The organism is Bradyrhizobium sp. CCBAU 53351 (assembly GCF_015291745.1).
Classification (GTDB): Bacteria; Pseudomonadota; Alphaproteobacteria; order Rhizobiales; family Xanthobacteraceae; genus Bradyrhizobium.
In genome coordinates this window covers 149,953-165,958 of the sequence record NZ_CP030059.1, presented here as the reverse complement: position 1 = coordinate 165,958, position 16,006 = coordinate 149,953, and the positions used below count along the sequence as shown (strand labels likewise).

Annotated in this window: 16 protein-coding genes; 5 read left to right on the top strand and 11 right to left on the bottom strand. The window is 65.6% G+C overall.

From position 1 onward, the window contains the following. Positions 1-13: 13 nt before the first annotated feature. Positions 14-778, top strand: a complete 765-nt coding sequence (gene nth, locus XH83_RS00780) for an endonuclease III (protein WP_194405225.1) — start codon at positions 14-16, stop codon at positions 776-778. Positions 779-788: 10 nt separating this feature from the next. Here nth and XH83_RS00775 read toward each other — a convergent pair whose 3' ends face one another. The 3 genes from XH83_RS00775 to XH83_RS00765 all read right to left on the bottom strand — a co-directional run bounded on the left by XH83_RS00775 (position 789) and on the right by XH83_RS00765 (position 4,817). Beyond that, positions 789-1,529, bottom strand: coding sequence for a sulfate transporter family protein (locus XH83_RS00775; RefSeq protein WP_194408119.1), 741 nt, complete (start codon positions 1,527-1,529; stop codon positions 789-791). A gap of 254 nt (positions 1,530-1,783) precedes the next feature. Then, positions 1,784-2,230 (bottom strand): nickel-responsive transcriptional regulator NikR, encoded by a 447-nt coding sequence (gene nikR, locus XH83_RS00770; protein WP_194405224.1) that lies wholly within the window; start codon positions 2,228-2,230, stop codon positions 1,784-1,786. Positions 2,231-2,357: 127 nt separating this feature from the next. Continuing rightward, on the bottom strand, positions 2,358-4,817 hold the full coding sequence (locus XH83_RS00765; RefSeq protein WP_194405223.1) for a heavy metal translocating P-type ATPase: 2,460 nt from the start codon (positions 4,815-4,817) through the stop codon (positions 2,358-2,360). Positions 4,818-4,892: 75 nt separating this feature from the next. On the opposite strand from XH83_RS00765, the gene XH83_RS00760 reads away from it, so the two are divergent. After that, on the top strand, positions 4,893-5,168 hold the full coding sequence (locus XH83_RS00760; RefSeq protein WP_194405222.1) for a metal-sensitive transcriptional regulator: 276 nt from the start codon (positions 4,893-4,895) through the stop codon (positions 5,166-5,168). Positions 5,169-5,285: 117 nt separating this feature from the next. Here the strand turns inward: XH83_RS00760 and XH83_RS00755 are convergent, their stop codons facing one another. Next, positions 5,286-6,266, bottom strand: coding sequence for a YiiX/YebB-like N1pC/P60 family cysteine hydrolase (locus XH83_RS00755; RefSeq protein ID WP_194405221.1), 981 nt, complete (start codon positions 6,264-6,266; stop codon positions 5,286-5,288). 192 nt (positions 6,267-6,458) lie between these two features. Here XH83_RS00755 and XH83_RS00750 point away from each other — a divergent pair, with 192 nt between their 5' ends. Continuing rightward, positions 6,459-7,847, top strand: a complete 1,389-nt coding sequence (locus XH83_RS00750) for an NAD(P)/FAD-dependent oxidoreductase (RefSeq protein ID WP_194405220.1) — start codon at positions 6,459-6,461, stop codon at positions 7,845-7,847. 26 nt (positions 7,848-7,873) lie between these two features. Here the strand turns inward: XH83_RS00750 and XH83_RS00745 are convergent, their stop codons facing one another. From XH83_RS00745 to rpmI, 6 genes are all read right to left on the bottom strand, one after another. Next, positions 7,874-8,647 (bottom strand): sulfite exporter TauE/SafE family protein, encoded by a 774-nt coding sequence (locus XH83_RS00745; RefSeq protein WP_194405219.1) that lies wholly within the window; start codon positions 8,645-8,647, stop codon positions 7,874-7,876. Further along, positions 8,644-11,052, bottom strand: coding sequence for a phenylalanine--tRNA ligase subunit beta (pheT, locus tag XH83_RS00740; protein WP_194405218.1), 2,409 nt, complete (start codon positions 11,050-11,052; stop codon positions 8,644-8,646). Before pheT ends, XH83_RS00745 begins: the two co-directional genes overlap by 4 nt. Continuing rightward, positions 11,049-11,519, bottom strand: coding sequence for an endonuclease domain-containing protein (locus XH83_RS00735; protein ID WP_194405217.1), 471 nt, complete (start codon positions 11,517-11,519; stop codon positions 11,049-11,051). Before XH83_RS00735 ends, pheT begins: the two co-directional genes overlap by 4 nt. An 80-nt stretch (positions 11,520-11,599) precedes the next feature. Next, complete coding sequence (gene pheS / locus XH83_RS00730) at positions 11,600-12,682, bottom strand: phenylalanine--tRNA ligase subunit alpha (RefSeq protein WP_194405216.1); 1,083 nt, start codon at positions 12,680-12,682, stop codon at positions 11,600-11,602. Between the two features lie 222 nt (positions 12,683-12,904). Continuing rightward, a complete protein-coding gene (gene rplT, locus XH83_RS00725; RefSeq protein ID WP_194405215.1) occupies positions 12,905-13,264 on the bottom strand; it encodes a 50S ribosomal protein L20 in 360 nt (119 codons plus the stop codon). Positions 13,265-13,342: 78 nt separating this feature from the next. Continuing rightward, positions 13,343-13,543 carry a 50S ribosomal protein L35 gene (gene rpmI, locus XH83_RS00720; protein ID WP_008539890.1) on the bottom strand — a complete coding sequence of 67 codons (201 nt, stop codon included), beginning with the start codon at positions 13,541-13,543 and terminating at the stop codon, positions 13,343-13,345. Between the two features lie 271 nt (positions 13,544-13,814). Between rpmI and XH83_RS00715 the strand changes: the two genes are divergently transcribed. Next, on the top strand, positions 13,815-14,219 hold the full coding sequence (locus XH83_RS00715; protein WP_194405214.1) for a hypothetical protein: 405 nt from the start codon (positions 13,815-13,817) through the stop codon (positions 14,217-14,219). A gap of 145 nt (positions 14,220-14,364) precedes the next feature. Here the strand turns inward: XH83_RS00715 and infC are convergent, their stop codons facing one another. Next, a complete protein-coding gene (infC, locus tag XH83_RS00710; RefSeq protein WP_080672213.1) occupies positions 14,365-14,904 on the bottom strand; it encodes a translation initiation factor IF-3 in 540 nt (179 codons plus the stop codon). A 249-nt stretch (positions 14,905-15,153) separates the two neighbouring features. On the opposite strand from infC, the gene XH83_RS00705 reads away from it, so the two are divergent. Then, a complete protein-coding gene (locus XH83_RS00705) occupies positions 15,154-15,966 on the top strand; it encodes a carboxylesterase (RefSeq protein WP_194405213.1) in 813 nt (270 codons plus the stop codon). Positions 15,967-16,006: the final 40 nt, after the last annotated feature.

Genomic DNA, 16,006 nt, shown 5'->3' with positions numbered 1-16,006 from the left:
GTATATCCCGATCATGGCGAAAATCACCCGCAAGCCGGTCCCGCGCAAGGCCGCCGCGCCGAAAAAGGCAAGGGCCGCTGTCGCGAAGCCCAAGCCCGGCGAGAAAACGGCTCCAGCGAAAAAATCACTCAAAGCGATCAGACCCTGGACGCCCGCCGAGGTCCGCGAGGTCTTCAGCCGTTTCCGCAAGGCCAACTCGGAACCGAAGGGCGAGCTCGAGCACGTCAATCCGTTCACGCTGCTGGTCGCCGTGGTGCTGTCGGCGCAGGCGACCGATGCCGGCGTCAACAAGGCGACGCGCGCCTTGTTCGAAATCGCCGATACCCCGCAGAAGATGCTCGACCTCGGCGAGGAGCGCTTGCGCGACTACATCAAGACCATCGGCCTCTACCGCACCAAGGCGAAAAACGTGATCGCGCTGTCGGCAAAGCTGCTCAGCGAGTTCGGCGGCGAGGTGCCGCGCACCCGCGCCGAGATCGAGTCGCTGCCCGGCGCCGGCCGCAAGACCGCCAACGTCGTGCTCAACATGGCCTTCGGCGAGCACACCATGGCGGTCGACACGCATGTCTTCCGCGTCGGCAACCGCACTGCCCTGGCGCCCGGCAAGACGCCGCTGGAGGTCGAGCTCGGTCTCGAGAAGGTCATCCCGGCCGAGTTCATGCTGCACGCCCATCATTGGCTGATCCTGCACGGCCGCTATACCTGCCTCGCGCGCAAGCCGCGCTGCGAGGTCTGCCTGATCAACGATCTCTGCCGGTGGCCGGAGAAGACGGTCTGAGACGGCGCCGTTAGCGCATCTGCCGCGCCGGTTCGATCAGCTCCGGCCGCGGGCCTGACAGCCGCTTGTGCATGTGGACCATGAAGGCCATGCCGAAGATCGGCGTCGCCAGATTGACGATCGGGATCGAGACGAAGGCGGCGATGAACAGGCCGGCGGTGAAGATGGTCGCGGCATTGTCGCGCCGCATCGCCTTGGCTTCCTCCGGCGAACGGAAGCGCATCGCCGCGAGCTCGAAATATTCACGGCCGAGCAGCCAGGCCGCGGCGAGGAAGAAGATCAGGAATCCGGCGCCGGCGAACAGCACCAGCGGCAGCGCGATCAGGTAGACCAAGATCGTCAGCAGCGCGGTCTTGATGCCTTCGAAGATCGCCTGGTTGAAGGGTAGCGCGAGACCCGGCTGCTCGGCCGGATAATGCTCGCGCTCCACGACATCGGCGACGTCGTCGACGAACAGGCTCGCCACCAGCGAGGTGATCGCGGGCATCAGGAAGATGCCGCCGAACACGACGCCGAGGCCCGCCGCGATCGAGACGATCCAGGACAGGACGTCGAGTGACGTATGCCAGCCCGGCCCGAGCAGGCCTTCCAGCCAGACCTCGCCGGAGGTCGCAAACCAGCTGAGCAGCCGCTGCAAGCCGATCGCCAGCACGATGATCAGCACCAGCGCGAGCCCAATCGACCGCCACAGGATCGAGCGCATCGGCGGCGACATCATTTGCGACAGCGCCTTCACGGCGGCATCCAGCATGGGAGACCCTTTCACGAAATCACTCGCGAGAGGTAGACACCGATTGCGGCTTCGGCAAGGGAGAGCGGCTGCTTCCCTTCTCCCCCTTGTGGGAGAAGGTGGCGCGAAGCGCCGGATGAGGGGTATCTATCCGCGAGTCCAAATGAGAATTGGAATCGCAGATAGATACCTCTCACCCGCCTCGCCGCTACGCGGCAAGCCACCCTCTCCCACAAGGGGGAGAGGGTTTGCACTGCCCGCACACTCGTTCCGGTCTACCCATGCCGGTGCCCGTGCTTCCGCGCCTTCGCCGGCTTCCGCTCCCCGGTCGGGATCATCACGACGCGGCCATAGCGCACGCCGCGTTCGGCGATGATGTGGTCGGCGAAATGCTTGACCTCGTCGGCAGCGCCCTTCAGCGCCGTCATCTCCATGCAATTGTCGTCGTCGAGATGGACGTGCAGGGTCGCCAGCGCGAGGTCGTGATGGCCGTGAAATTCCTGCACCAGTCGTTTCGACAGATCGCGGGCGGCGTGGTCGTAGACATAGACGAGGCCGGCGACGCATTGGCCTGTTTGCGCGGTGTCCTCGGTGCTCTGCTGCAGGCCGGCGCGGGCGAGGTCGCGGATGATCTCGGAGCGATTCTGGTAGCCGCGCGCCTCTGCCGCCGCGTCGATCTCCGCCAGCAGATCGTCCTCGATCGTGATCGTAATTCGCTGCATCAGATGCTCCCGCCTGTGTCCCCCTGAACCGTAGCCGGGATGGAGCGAAGCGCAATCCGGGACGGTGCCAATAAGAGGGCAGGCCCCCGGATTTCGCTTGCGCTCCATCCGGGCTACGCCGCCATCCCTACAGCCGCGTCGCGCGCAGCCGCAGCGCGTTCCCGACCACGCTCACCGAGGACAGGGCCATCGCCGCCGCGGCGATGATCGGCGAGAGCAACAGGCCGAACGCCGGATAGAGGATGCCGGCCGCAATCGGGATGCCGGCGGCATTGTAGATGAAGGCGAAGAACAGGTTTTGCCGGATGTTGCTCATGGTCGCCTGCGACAGTTTTCGCGCGCGGACGATGCCGACGAGATCGCCCTTGAGCAGTGTCACGCCGGCGCTCTCCATCGCGACATCCGTGCCGGTGCCCATGGCAATGCCGACTTCGGCGGCGGCCAGCGCCGGCGCGTCGTTGACGCCGTCGCCGGCCATGGCGACGACGCGGCCGGCCTTTTGCAGCTTGCTCACCACCGCGCTCTTCTGGTCCGGCAGCACCTCGGCTTCGACCTCGGAGATGCCGAGCCGGCGCGCCACCGCTTCCGCCGTGGTGCGGTTGTCGCCGGTCAGCATGATCACCTTGATGCCTTCGTCCGCCAGCGCCTTCAGCGCCTCCGGGGTCGAGGCCTTGACCGGATCGGCGATCGCGAACAGGCCGGCAAGCGCACCGTCGACGGCCATGTTGATCACGGTCGCGCCGTCCTGGCGCAGCCGCTCGGCCTCGGCGTCGAGCGCTATCGTGTCGATTCCGATCGAGGCGAGATATCTGGCGTTGCCGAGCGCGATGGTCTTGCCGTCGACCTTGCCGGTGGCGCCCTTGCCGGTTGGCGAGTCGAAGTGCTCGACCTGGCCGAGCGCGAGCTGCTTCTCCTTGGCCGCGCGCATGATCGCGTCAGCCAAAGGATGCTCGCTGGCGCGCTCGACGCTGGCCGCGAGCCGCAGGATGTCATCTTCCGCAAAGCCGGCGGCCGGCACGATCGCGACAACCTTGGGCTTGCCCTCGGTCAGCGTGCCCGTCTTGTCGACCACCAGCGTGTCGATCTTCTCCATCCGCTCCAGCGCTTCGGCGTTCTTGATCAGCACGCCGCCCTGCGCGCCGCGGCCGACGCCGACCATGATCGACATCGGGGTCGCAAGGCCCAGCGCGCAGGGGCAGGCGATGATCAGCACGCTGACGGCCGCGACGAGGCCGAAGGCCAGCCGCGGCTCCGGTCCGAACCAGGCCCATGCGCCGAACGCGACGAGAGCGACGACGATCACGGTGGGAACGAACCAGCCGGCGACCTGATCGGCGAGGCGCTGGATCGGCGCGCGCGAGCGCTGCGCGTCCGCGACCATCTGCACGATCTGCGACAGCAGCGTCTCGCGGCCGACCTTGTCGGCGCGCATCACGAAGCTGCCCGACTGGTTCAGCGTGCCGGCAATGACCTTGGCGCCGGCTTCCTTGGTGACCGGCATGGACTCGCCCGTCACCAGGGATTCGTCGAGCGAGGAGCGCCCCTCCAGGATGATGCCGTCGACCGGCACCTTCTCGCCGGGACGAACGCGCAAGCGGTCGCCGGCATGAAGCGTATCGATCTCGACCTCGTGCTCGCTGCCATCGGCATCGACGCGGCGCGCGGTCTTCGGCGCGAGCTGCAGCAGCGCCTTGATCGCGCCCGAGGTCGCGTCACGCGCGCGCAGCTCCAGCACCTGGCCGAGCAGCACCAGCACGGTGATGACGGCGGCCGCCTCGAAATAGACGGCAACCGCGCCTTCATGGCCACGGAACGTCGCAGGGAAGATCTGCGGCGTGACGGTGCCGAGGACGCTGTAGACATAGGCAACGCCCGTGCCCATCGCGATCAGCGTGAACATGTTGAGGTTGCGCGTCAGCAGCGATTGCCAGCCGCGGACGAAGAACGGCCAGCCGGCCCACAGCACCACCGGCGTGGCGAAGACGAGCTGGATCCAGTTCGAGAGCGTCGCGTCGATCCAGTTGTGCGGACCCGTGAGATGGCCGCCCATCTCCAGCACCACGGCCGGCAGCGCCAGCGCGCCGCCGATCCAGAACCGGCGTGTCATGTCGGCGAGCTCGGGGTTGGGTCCGCTCTCCAGGCTCGCGACTTCCGGCTCCAGCGCCATGCCGCAGATCGGGCAACTGCCGGGACCGACCTGGCGGATCTCGGGGTGCATCGGGCAGGTGTAGATCGTGCCCGCGGGCATCTCGGGTTCGGGCGCCTTCTCCTTGGCGAGATATTTGGCGGGATCGGCGGCGAACTTGGTGCGACAGCCGGCCGAGCAGAAATGGAAGGTCTCGCCGTGATGGTCAAAGCGGTGCTTCGAGGTCGCGGGATCGACGCTCATGCCGCAGACGGGGTCCTTGACCCCCGTCAAGGCGTCACCGCGGTCATGGGTGTGATGATGGGCATGGCCGGAATGATCGCCGTGACCCCCGCAGCACGAGGAGGTCGCGGGCTTGGCGGCCGGCGCCGCCTTGCTCGAACAACCGCATCCGGAAGGCTTGTTCGTGTCGTGATGATGCCCGTGCTCGTTGTTGTTCATTGCCATGCTCCGGCCCTTGTGCCTGGTCCCGTATCCGGGCTTGCAACCCATACCCGGTAGGGGTATATAGACCTCATGCGCAAGGACATCAAGGCATCTGTCGGAAAACGCCTGGGCCGGATCGAGGGCCAGGTTCGCGGCCTCTCGAAAATGGTAGAGGAGGACCGCTACTGCATCGACATCGTGACGCAGATCTCGGCGGTGCGTGCCGCGCTGCGCCGGGTCGAGGAGGAAGTCCTGAAGGATCACGTCGCCCATTGCGTCGAGCACGCCATCGCGAGCGGCGACAAGACCGACCAGCGCGAGAAGATCGCGGAGCTGATGGCGGTGATCGGACGGGCGGAGCGGTAGGTTTTCACCGTTGTCGCGAGCGCAGCTTCGTCGCTACGCCCATCGCAATAACGGTCCGTGAGGAGAAGTCCCGCAACACACTCGGTGTCGTGCCTGCGAACGGAAGGGCCGCAGCGGCTATGCCGCTTTCTCTCTTGCGCGGCCACGCCGACGCGGGCGGTACATCGCCAGCTTCTTCAGCAGCGGAACATGCTCGGAAGCAGTGACGCTTCCGGCCACTGCAACATCCGCACTCACTTGCTCAGCCGGAATCTCATCCGGCGCCTCTTGGTCAATCGCTTCAGGAACGAGCGGCGGCGCACTGATCGTTTCTGGAAACACACTGAATGTGCCCGCTACCTCCTCGAGCGGCTTCTGCTTGTCGGCCCAGTGCAGGGCGGTGTAGTCGAACCCGTGCACGATGGTGGGTTTGACGACTTCGAAATAGGGCGAGATGTCGAAGTCGCGGGGCATGTAGAGCGAGGAATCGCGGATGTGCAGGATCTCGCGGCGGGCGGCGCGGCTGCCGGCCTTGGTGATCTTGGGCAGGATCGGGTAGCGCACGGCGTCGAAGGCCTGCGCGATCAGTGCCGAGCAGATGATCTTGGTCGGATCGCCCGAGCCGATCGCGATCATGCGACGCCGCCAGCGCTGCGGCACCGGCAGCGGAAACAGGAAGCGCATGAGGTCGACGATGTTCTTGGTGTCGTAGCCGAAGCCGATGCGGTTGATCGCATAGCGGCAGACCGTGGTGCGATCCTCATAGGACAGCCCGACCGGGCGGCAGACGCGGGTGTGATACGGAAAATATTTCGACAGCGGCGCCGAGGTGACGCCTTCGCCGATATTGGCCTCGATCAGCACGTGCGGCTCGCCATCGGGCTCCGCGGCGCCTTCGACCGGACCGACATAGAGCGCGGCATGCGACCAGGTCGACTGGGTCAGATATTTGATGATGCCGGAGATGCGGTTGTTGCCCTCGACCAGCAGCACGTCGCCGGGCTCGATGACGCCGCGCAGGTGCTCGGGGTCGCTTGGCGTGAACGGCTCATAGCCGGGCACCTCCTTGGAGAGGTACGCGGCAATCAACTTGCCGACTGAATCTAGGACCGTCCCCATTTCAAGCTCCCCCCACGGCCTTTTCCGGCCGTCTTTTTCCCTTCTCTATCATGGTCGAAACGTGTTGCCATTCGGTTCATCAATCCGTGAGGTCAAGCACGATTGATTCACCATGATGGTTGCCGTGCAACATCAGATGCGGCAAGGTTCGCTGACTGTTCCCGTTTGCCGCAAGTCCTCGGAAACCATGACATGACAATCACGCGCCGCGGTTTCCTTGTCGCGTCGGCGGGCCTTGCCGCGATGCCGGTCCTGCGCGCAAGCGCCGCGCCCTTGCCGCGCGAGGCCGACATCGTCGTGGTCGGGGCGGGGGCTGCGGGCATCGCCGCGGCGCGGCGCATCATGGCGACGGGCCGCAAGGTCGTCGTGGTGGAAGCGGCATCGCAAATTGGCGGCCGCTGTATCACCGACAGCACGACCTTCGACACGCCGTTCGACCGCGGTGCGCGCTGGATGCACAATCCCGACACTAATCCGATGATCCGGCTGGCGCGCAGCGCCGGGCTCGACGTGCTGCCGGCGCCGTCCGGCCAGAAGATGCGTATCGGCCGCCGCAACGCGCGTGCGGGCGAAACCGAGCAGTTCCTGGCGGCGCTGGTGCGCGCCAACCGCGCCATCGACGAGGCGGCGCGGGGCAAGCTCGATACTTCCTGCGCGTCCGTGCTGCCGAAGGATCTCGGCGACTGGGCGGGCGCGGCCGAGTTCATGCTGGGCGCGAGCTTCGCCGGCAAGGATCTGAAGGAGCTGTCCGCGATCGACAAGGGCCGCGCGCAGGACCGCAACGCGGCGATCGCCTGCCGTCAGGGCTTGGGCACGCTGATCACCAGGCTCGGCGAGCAGGCGCCGGTGGCGCTGTCGAGCCCGGTGAGCCGCATAGCCTGGAGCAGCCGCGACGTTGGTGTGGAGACGCAAGCGGGCAAGATCGCCGCGCGCGCCGTCATCGTCACGGTCTCGACCAACGTGCTGACATCTGGCGCGATCAAGTTCGCGCCTGACATTCCCAAGCGCACGCTGGACGCGGCGTCGAAACTCGGTCTCGGCAGCTATGATCGCATCATGCTGCAATTGCCGGGCAATCCGCTCGGCCTGTCGCGCGACGACAGCCTGATCGAGCAGAGCAATTCGACACGCACGGCGCTGATGTTCGCCAATATCGGGGGATCCTCGCTCTGCTCCATCGATGTCGGCGGCGCGTTCGGCCGCGAACTGTCCGAGCAGGGCGAGAAGGCCATGGTCGCCTTTGCCAGGGAATGGATCACGAAGCTGTTTGGCAGCGAGGCGGCGGCCGCCGTGCAGAAGACCAGCGTCACGCGCTGGAACGCCTCGCCCTACGTGATGGGCGCGATGTCGGCGGCGTCACCCGGCGGTCAGCTCTCGCGAAAAATTCTGACCGAGCCGATCGGCAATGTGTTCCTCGCCGGCGAAGCCACCCATGAGACGTTGTGGGGCACCGTCGACGGCGCCTGGGAAAGTGGCGAGCGTGCCGCGGATGCCGCCCTGCGCAAGATCGGCGCGCTCAAGGACGACCCGGCGGATGTGCCGACGCAATCGACCAAGAAGCGGCGAGTGCCGCGGCAATAGGGCACTCCGCCTCAAAACAGCGGAGATTATCGGCGCAACACCCCGTCCAGCGCCGGTAATCCAAAAATCACCGCCAACGCAATCAGTCCGTAGCAAATCCCGCGAAACACCTTCTCGCTCGCGCGCCCGAACAGCGAGGCGCCGAACGCGACGCCGATCGCATAGACCGGGCCGACGATCAGCGAGAGCACCAGCGATTCGCGGCTGATCAGGCCCGTGGTCGCGTAACTGATCATCGAGAAGAAATCAGAGGCGCCGAAGAACAGCACGATGTTGGCGCGCGCGACGATCGGCGCGATCGGTCGGCCGAGCCAATAGCCGACGATCGGCGGGCCGCCGGTCTGCGCGAGGCCGCTGCAGAAGCCGGAGAGCCCGCCGATGCCGACCGAGAGCCAGGAATGGTCCTTGCCGCGATAGCGCCAGCCCGACAGCAGCAGAAGCAGGAGCGCGGTGACGAAGCAGGAGATGATCCAGCGCGTGGTGACGGGCTCGAGCACGCTGAGGAAATAGGTGCCGACGGGGACGCCGACCAGCGCGCCCAGCACGATCACGGCGGTGGCCTTGCGGTCAGCCTTCCGCCACGCGTCCGGCAGCAGCGGCGCCGCCGAGACGAAATCGATGACGAGCAGGAGCGCCGCAACGAGCCGCGGCGCCGCGATGCTGCTCGCGAGCGGCATGAAGATCAGCGCCGAACCGAAGCCGGAGAAGCCGCGGGCGGTGCCCGAAACGAAAGCGACGGCGCAGAGCGCCATCGCGATGGTGAGGCTGACGTCCTTGGGGAGGAAATCAGCGAGCGTCATCCGCGGAGCGTGCCGCCGGTCTTCTTCGTGACCTCGGCGACGATCTTCGCCGCGACGGCGTCGATCTCCTGATCGGTCAGGGTCTTCTCGCGCGGCTGGAGCGTCACCGCGATCGCGATCGATTTCTTGGCCTCGTCGATGCCCTTGCCCTCATAGACGTCGAAGACGTTGACGCCGGTGATGAGCTTCTTGTCGACACCCTGCGCGGCGCGCACGATGTCGCCCGTCTTCACGGTGCGATCGACGATGAAGGCGAAGTCGCGCGATACCGGCTGGAACGCCGAGAGTTCGATCAGCGGCTTGGCGCGGGTCGGCTTCTTCTTCGCTTCCGGGATACGGTCCAGGATCACCTCGAACACGACAAGCGGGCCGTCGGCGCCGAGCGCTTCGAGCGCGCGCGGATGCACCTCGCCGAAATATCCGAGCACGTTCTGCGGCCCGATCTGGATGGTGCCGGAGCGGCCCGGATGCAGCCAGGACGGTCCACCGGACACGATCTGCAGCGCCTGCATCGGCGCGCCGCTTGCTGCCAGCACCGCCAGCGCATCAGCCTTGGCGTCGAACACATCGGCCTGCGCCGAGCCGGTCCAGTGCCGTCCCAGGCCTTCGGACGAAGCAATGCCGTGGCGGACGCCGCTCGCGGCCATGAACTGGTCCTGCGGGCGATCGCCCTTGAACACCTGGCCGACCTCGAACAGCGCGACATCGTTCACGCCGCGGTTGGCGTTCGCCTGTGCCGCCGCGATCAGGCCCGCAAGCAGCGTCGGGCGCATGTCGGAGAGATCCGACGCGATCGGGTTGGCGACCTCGAGCTCGCGCTGGCCGCCGCCGAACAACTGTGCCGCGCTCTTGGTGATGAAGGACCAGGTCACCGCCTCCACCATGCCGCGGCCCGCGAGCGCGCGCTTGGCCCGGCGCGTGCGCAGCTGGAGCGGCGTCAGCACCGGCTTGCGCGCGTCCTCGCCGCGCTCGAACGGCGTCATCGGGACCTTGTCGACGCCGAAGATGCGGACAATCTCCTCGACGATGTCGGCCTTGCCGTGCACGTCGGAGCGCCAGGACGGCACAGCGACCTTCACGACCGGCCCCGGGCCGGCCATCATGAAGCCGAGATGGGTCAGGATGCGCTTCATCTCTGCTTGCGGCACGTCGATGCCGGAGAGACGCTTCACCTCGGTGACCGGGAAATCGATCACGCGGTCGTCGCCGAAGGATTTGCCGACCACGACGGTCTCGGACGGCGCGCCGCCGCACATCTCCGTCACGAGTTTCGTCGCAAGCTCCAGGCCGGGCACCATGAAGGCCGGATCGACGCCGCGCTCGAAACGGTAGCGCGCATCGGAATTGATGCCGAGCTTGCGGCCGGTCTGCGCGATGTTGATCTCGTTCCACAGCGCCGATTCGATCAGCACGTCGGTGGTGGTCTCGTCGCAGCCCGAGGCCTCGCCGCCCATGATGCCGGCCAGCGATTCGACGCCATGCTCGTCCGCGATCACGCAAATCGCGGGATCGAGATTGTAGGTGCGGCCGTCGAGCGCCAGCAGGCTCTCGCCCTCGCGCGCGCGGCGTACGACGAGATTGCCCTTCACCTTCTTGGCGTCGAACACGTGCAGCGGACGCGCGCGGTCGTAGGTCATGAAGTTGGTGATGTCGACCAGCGCGTTGATCGGACGCAGGCCGATCGCCGTCAGCCGCTTCTGCAGCCATTCCGGCGACGGCCCGTTCTTGACTCCGCGCACGAGGCGAAGCGCGAAGCCCGGACAGAGCGAGGTGTCCTCAACCGTGACTTTCACAGGACAGGGGAATTCGCCCTTGATCGGCTTGATGGTCGGGTCCTTGAACTTGCCCATGTCGGCGGCGGCGAGGTCGCGCGCGATGCCGTGCACGCCGGTGCAGTCCTGCCGGTTCGGCGTCAAATTGATCTCGACCACGGGATCGCCGAGCGCCGCCCATTCGGCGTAACCTGCGCCGATCGGCGCATCCGCCGGCAATTCCATGATGCCGTCATGATCGTTGGAGATCTGCAGCTCGGCCGCCGAGCACAGCATGCCGCGGCTCTCGACGCCTCTGATGGTGCCGACGCCCAGCGTGATGTCCTTGCCGGGGATGTAGGTGCCGGGCGGAGAGAACACGCTGACCAGACCCGCACGCGCATTCGGCGCGCCGCACACGACCTGCACCGGCGCGCCACCGTCGCCGGTGTCGACCATGCAGACGCGTAAACGATCCGCATTCGGATGCTGCTCGGCGGAAATCACCTTCGCAATGGTGAAGGGCTTGAGCGCCTTCGCCTTGTCCTCGATGTTCTCGACCTCGAGTCCGATCATGGTGAGCTTCTCGGCAAGCCTGTCGAGCGGCTCGTCAGTCTCGAGATGATCCTTCAGCCAGGAGAGGGTGAATTTCATGGCTGTGTGCCTCGGCTCTTGTCGGTGTTTACGAATTGATCTTGGTCGGTGCCAGTGTTCCCTCCCCCCTTGTGGGGGAGGGTCAGGGAGGGGGGTGAGCCGCGGGCTCCGGCGGAAGCTGCCTGGCGAATTGCCTCAACAACTCCCTCAAGGTTCGTCATCACCTGATCGTTGTTGAAGCGCAGGACCTGAAAGCCCTCAGCTGCGAAGAACGCGTCACGACGCTCGTCCTTCTTCTGACGTTCCTCGAAATTGTGGGATTCTCCATCGAGTTCGATGATGAGCTTTGAGGAGAAGCACACGAAGTCAGCGATGTAGTTTCCGATCGGCGTCTGGCGACGGATCCCAACGCCATCCATGCGGTTAGCTTTCAAGTAACGCCACAGCAGTGTTTCGGCGCGCGTCATCGCTCGGCGAAGATCCTTCGCCTTGCTGCGCTGACGCTCGCTCACAACTGCGTGCGGCATCCGCGGCTACCCCCCTCCCTGACCCTCCCCCACAAGGGGGGAGGGAACGGAGAGAGCTTTCGTATGGCCAATCACAGCCATCACGTGCTCAACCCCCCAGCCAGCGTCGGCACCTCCAGCGGCTTGAACCCGTAATGGCTCAGCCAGCGGACGTCGCTGTCGAACAGCTGGCGCAAATCGGCGATGCCGTATTTCAGCATGGCGATGCGGTCGATGCCCATGCCCCAGGCGAAGCCCTGGTACTCGTCGGGATCGATGCCGCAGGCGCGCAGCACGTTCGGATGCACCATGCCGCAGCCGAGGATCTCGAGCCAGTCCTCGCCCTCGCCGAAGCGGATCTCGCCCTTGTCGCGGCGGCACTGGATGTCGACTTCCAGCGACGGCTCGGTGAACGGGAAGAACGAGGGCCGGAAGCGCATGTTGATGTGGTCGACCTCGAAGAACGCCTTGCAGAATTCGTGCAGGATCCATTTGAGGTGGCCGAGATGCGAGGTCTTGTCGATGACGAGGCCTTCGACCTGGTGGAATTGCGGCGTGTGGGTCGCGTCCGAATCGATGCGGTAGGTACGGCCCGGGCAGATCACGCGGATCGGCGGCTTCTGGCTCAGCATGGTGCGCACCTGCACCGGCGAGGTGTGGGTCCGCAGCAGCATGCGCGAGCCGTCCTCCTTCGGATGGAAGAAGAACGTGTCGTGCATCTCGCGCGCGGGATGGCCTTCCGGGAAATTCAGCTTGGTGAAGTTGTAATCGTCGGTCTCGATGTCAGGACCTTCGGCCACCGAGAATCCCATGTCGGCGAAGATCGTGGTCAGCTCGTCCCAGACCTGGCTCAGCGGATGGATGCGGCCGGCTTCGGCCTGAGCCTCGCGCAGCGGCAGCGTGACGTCGACGGTCTCGGACGCCAGCCGCGCATCGAGCGCCGCCGATTTCAGGACGTCGCGCCTTGCCGCGAGCGCCTGGGTGACTTCGTCCTTGGCCTGGTTGATCGCGGCCCCTTGCGACTTGCGCTCGTCCGGCGACATCTTGCCGAGCGTTGCGAGCAGCGCGGAGATCGAACCCTTCTTGCCGAGGGCTGCGACGCGCACGGCTTCGAGCGCGCCCTCGTCGGCGGCGGCGGCGATGTCGGCGATGATCTGGGCTTGGAGCTGGGCAAGATCGGTCATGGCAATCCCTTTTGGCCAGGATGCTGAGCCGATGATCCTAGCCCGTTACGCCCGGCCCAGAAGCGCGAAGCGCGTCTTCGCGTAAATGCGCCGGGCTTCCACGTCGGAGAAGTGTTTGCGCGAGAGACGGCCGGGGCATCAAGGCGCAAGAAGCGCCTCTGCCCGGGGCCATCACAAGCTGAATGCTGCGCAGAGCACAGTGGAGGACGGCTTGCGCCGGTATCAGGCCGCCAGCGCGGCTTTGGCCTTCTCGGCGATCGCCTGGAACGCGGCGGGCTCGTTGACCGCCAGATCCGACAGCACCTTGCGGTCCACGGTGATCCCGGACTTGGCCATGCCGTCGATAAACCGGCTGTAGGTCATGCCGAACGGACGGACGGCAGCGTTGATGCGCTGGATCCAGAGCGCGCGGAACGTCCGCTTCTTGCGCTTGCGGTCACGGAAGGCGTACTGCATCGCCTTCTCGACCGCCGGCTTGGCGGCGCGGATGGTGTTCTTGCGGCGGCCGTAGAAGCCCTTGGCGGCCTTGTAGACTTTCTTGTGCTTGGCGTGGGCGGTCACACCGCGTTTGACGCGAGACATGACGAAATCCTTCAGAGATGACTTTGGTTATCGGATTGCCGCGAGATGCGGCACGGTTGGCAATGATCGGGGACGCGATCAGGCGTTCGGCAAGAAGTACTTCTTGACGTTGTCGCCGTCGGTCTTGAACAGCACGCGGGTGCCGCGGAGCTGACGGATCTGCTTCTTCGTCCGCTTGATCATGCCGTGACGCTTGCCGCGCTGGGCGTGCATCACTTTGCCGGTGGCAGTCACCTTGAAGCGCTTTTTAGCGCCCGATTTGGTCTTCAGCTTGGGCATTTGGCTCTCCTAATGGCCACAGAGTTCCGCCCGCGAAGGCGGCTGGCCGTCAAAAATGCTCGTTAGAGCGTTGATTGTGCTCAGGTTTTACGAACAAGCGCGAAACCCGCACGAAACACCGCCACGGCAGCCCTTAATCAGCCGGGCGATGAAGGCTGGGCTTATGGCAGAGGACAAGCCAATTGGCAACGATGAACCACCGGAACCCGCCCCGCGACTATCCGGAAATGCTGCCCTCATGTCCAAGTTTGTCGCCTGGAGCAGGACCACAATGGCCCATTTTTCCCAATTGCTTTCGTCTCTGACCGGTTTCGCCCGCCCGCGCCATCTGGCGCTGCTCGCTGTGCTGGCCACGGCCGCGCTGCCATCGACCGCCGATGCCCGTGCCGGCGGCTATGACGGCACCTGGAATGTCACCTTCGCCACCACGAGGGGCAATTGCAGCTCGGGCTACAGCGTGCCCTTCACCGTCACGGGCAGCCGGGTCTCGTCCGCCGGCGGCGGCCGGGTCTCCGGCACGGTCAGGCGCGGCGGCGCGGTCGCGGTCCAGGTCTCGGTCGGCGCGTCGCATGCCAACGGTGGCGGCCGGCTCGCCGGGGTCAACGGCGCCGGCTCGTGGAAGGGCGTCATTTCCGGCGACGCCTGCAGCGGCACCTGGCAGGCGACACGGACCTAGCTGTCGTCAGACGCTCGGTGCGCTCCCTCTCCCGCAAGCGAGCGAGGTGCAGCAGCGCTCGCGGCCTGCACCTTGGCCAAAACAAAACGGCCCGCCGGAAATCCGGACGGGCCGTTGAACCTCTTAACGTCCTAACGTGCTGGAATCAGCGTGGCGCCAGCACCATGACGACCTGGCGGCCCTCGAATCGCGCGTCCTGCTCGACCTTGGCGAGTTCGGCCACGTCGGTCTTGATCTTGTCCAGCAACTTGGTGCCGATCTCCTGGTGCGCCATTTCGCGGCCGCGATAGCGCAGCGTGATCTTGACCTTGTCGCCCTCTTCGAAGAACCGCTGCATCGCGCGCATCTTCACGTCGTAATCGTGATCGTCGATCATCGGGCGGAGCTTGATCTCCTTGATCTCGACGGTCTTCTGCCGCTTGCGGGCTTCGGCGGCTTTCTTCTGTGCCGAATACTTGTACTTCCCGTAGTCCATAATTTTGCAGACGGGAGGGCTGACGTTCGGCGAGATCTCGACAAGATCCATGCCGGCTTCCTGAGCCATGCGGATTGCCATAACTGTCTCGACGGTGCCTTTGTTGTCACCGGCCGCGTCGATCAGCTGGATCTGCGCATTGCGGATATCATCATTGATGCGCGGCCCGTCTTTGCTGGCAGCGGGCGGAGCTTTATTAGGACGGCGAATGGGTGGTTCTCCAAAGTTGTGAAAGAAGCGGCCATCTTGAAGGAAGTCGCGGTTGCCGGCAAGCAAGTCGCTCGTGCGGGACGCGAAAAACCCTCAAATGCGAGGTATTTTGGCCACGCCCGGGCACGCTGACCGACATAGACACCTTGCGTCTGTTCCGCAAGCGTCCCAAAGGGCGCAGCCGCATCCCGGTTGCGTCGCAGGAGGCACCCCGGACAGCTCAAACCGCACAGCCAGAGTAAACGTTCCATGACTTCAGCAATTCCCGATGCCGTGCCCGACTTCATCAACGTGGGCGAGGGGCCGTCCGCACGCAGGATCGCGGTGCGCCGCCGTGCCGGGAAGGACCATGTCTCGGGGCCTGGCCTGGTCTGGTTGGGCGGATTCAAGTCGGACATGCAGGGCGGCAAGGCCTTGGCACTGGATGCCTGGGCCCGGGATCACGGCCGCGCCATCGTCCGGTTCGACTATTCCGGTCACGGCGAATCCGGCGGCGATTTCGCCGATGGAACCATCGGCAGTTGGCTCGAGGACAGCGTCGCGGTGTTCGGGCGCTTTTGCGAGGGGCCGCAGGTTCTGATCGGCTCCTCCATGGGCGGCTGGATGGCGCTGTTGCTCGCGCGCGAGATCAAGAAGCGGCAGGAGAAACAACAAGCCAAGGCCTCGCTTGCGGGGCTCGTGCTGATCGCGCCGGCGCCCGATTTCACCGAAGAGCTGATGTGGAAGAATTTTTCGCCTGCTGCGAAGCAGGAGATCGAGACCAAGGGCGTCTGGATGCGGCCGTCGGACTATGGCGACGGCTCGCCCTATCCGATCACGCGGAAGCTGATCGAGGAGGGGCGCAACCATCTCGTGCTCGGCAGCGCCATCGATCTCGGCTGCCCGGTTCGCATCCTGCAGGGCGCCCAGGACCCGGATGTGCCCTGGCAGCACGCCTTCGCGCTGACGCACCGTCTGCCGGCCGACGACGTCGTGCTGACCATGATCCAGGACGGCGACCACCGCCTCTCCCGCCCGCAAGACATCGCGCGCATTCTTGCCGCGGTGGCCGAGATCGGGTGAAACTGTTCCCCCCTCTCCCACAAGGTGAGAGGGAAAGAAG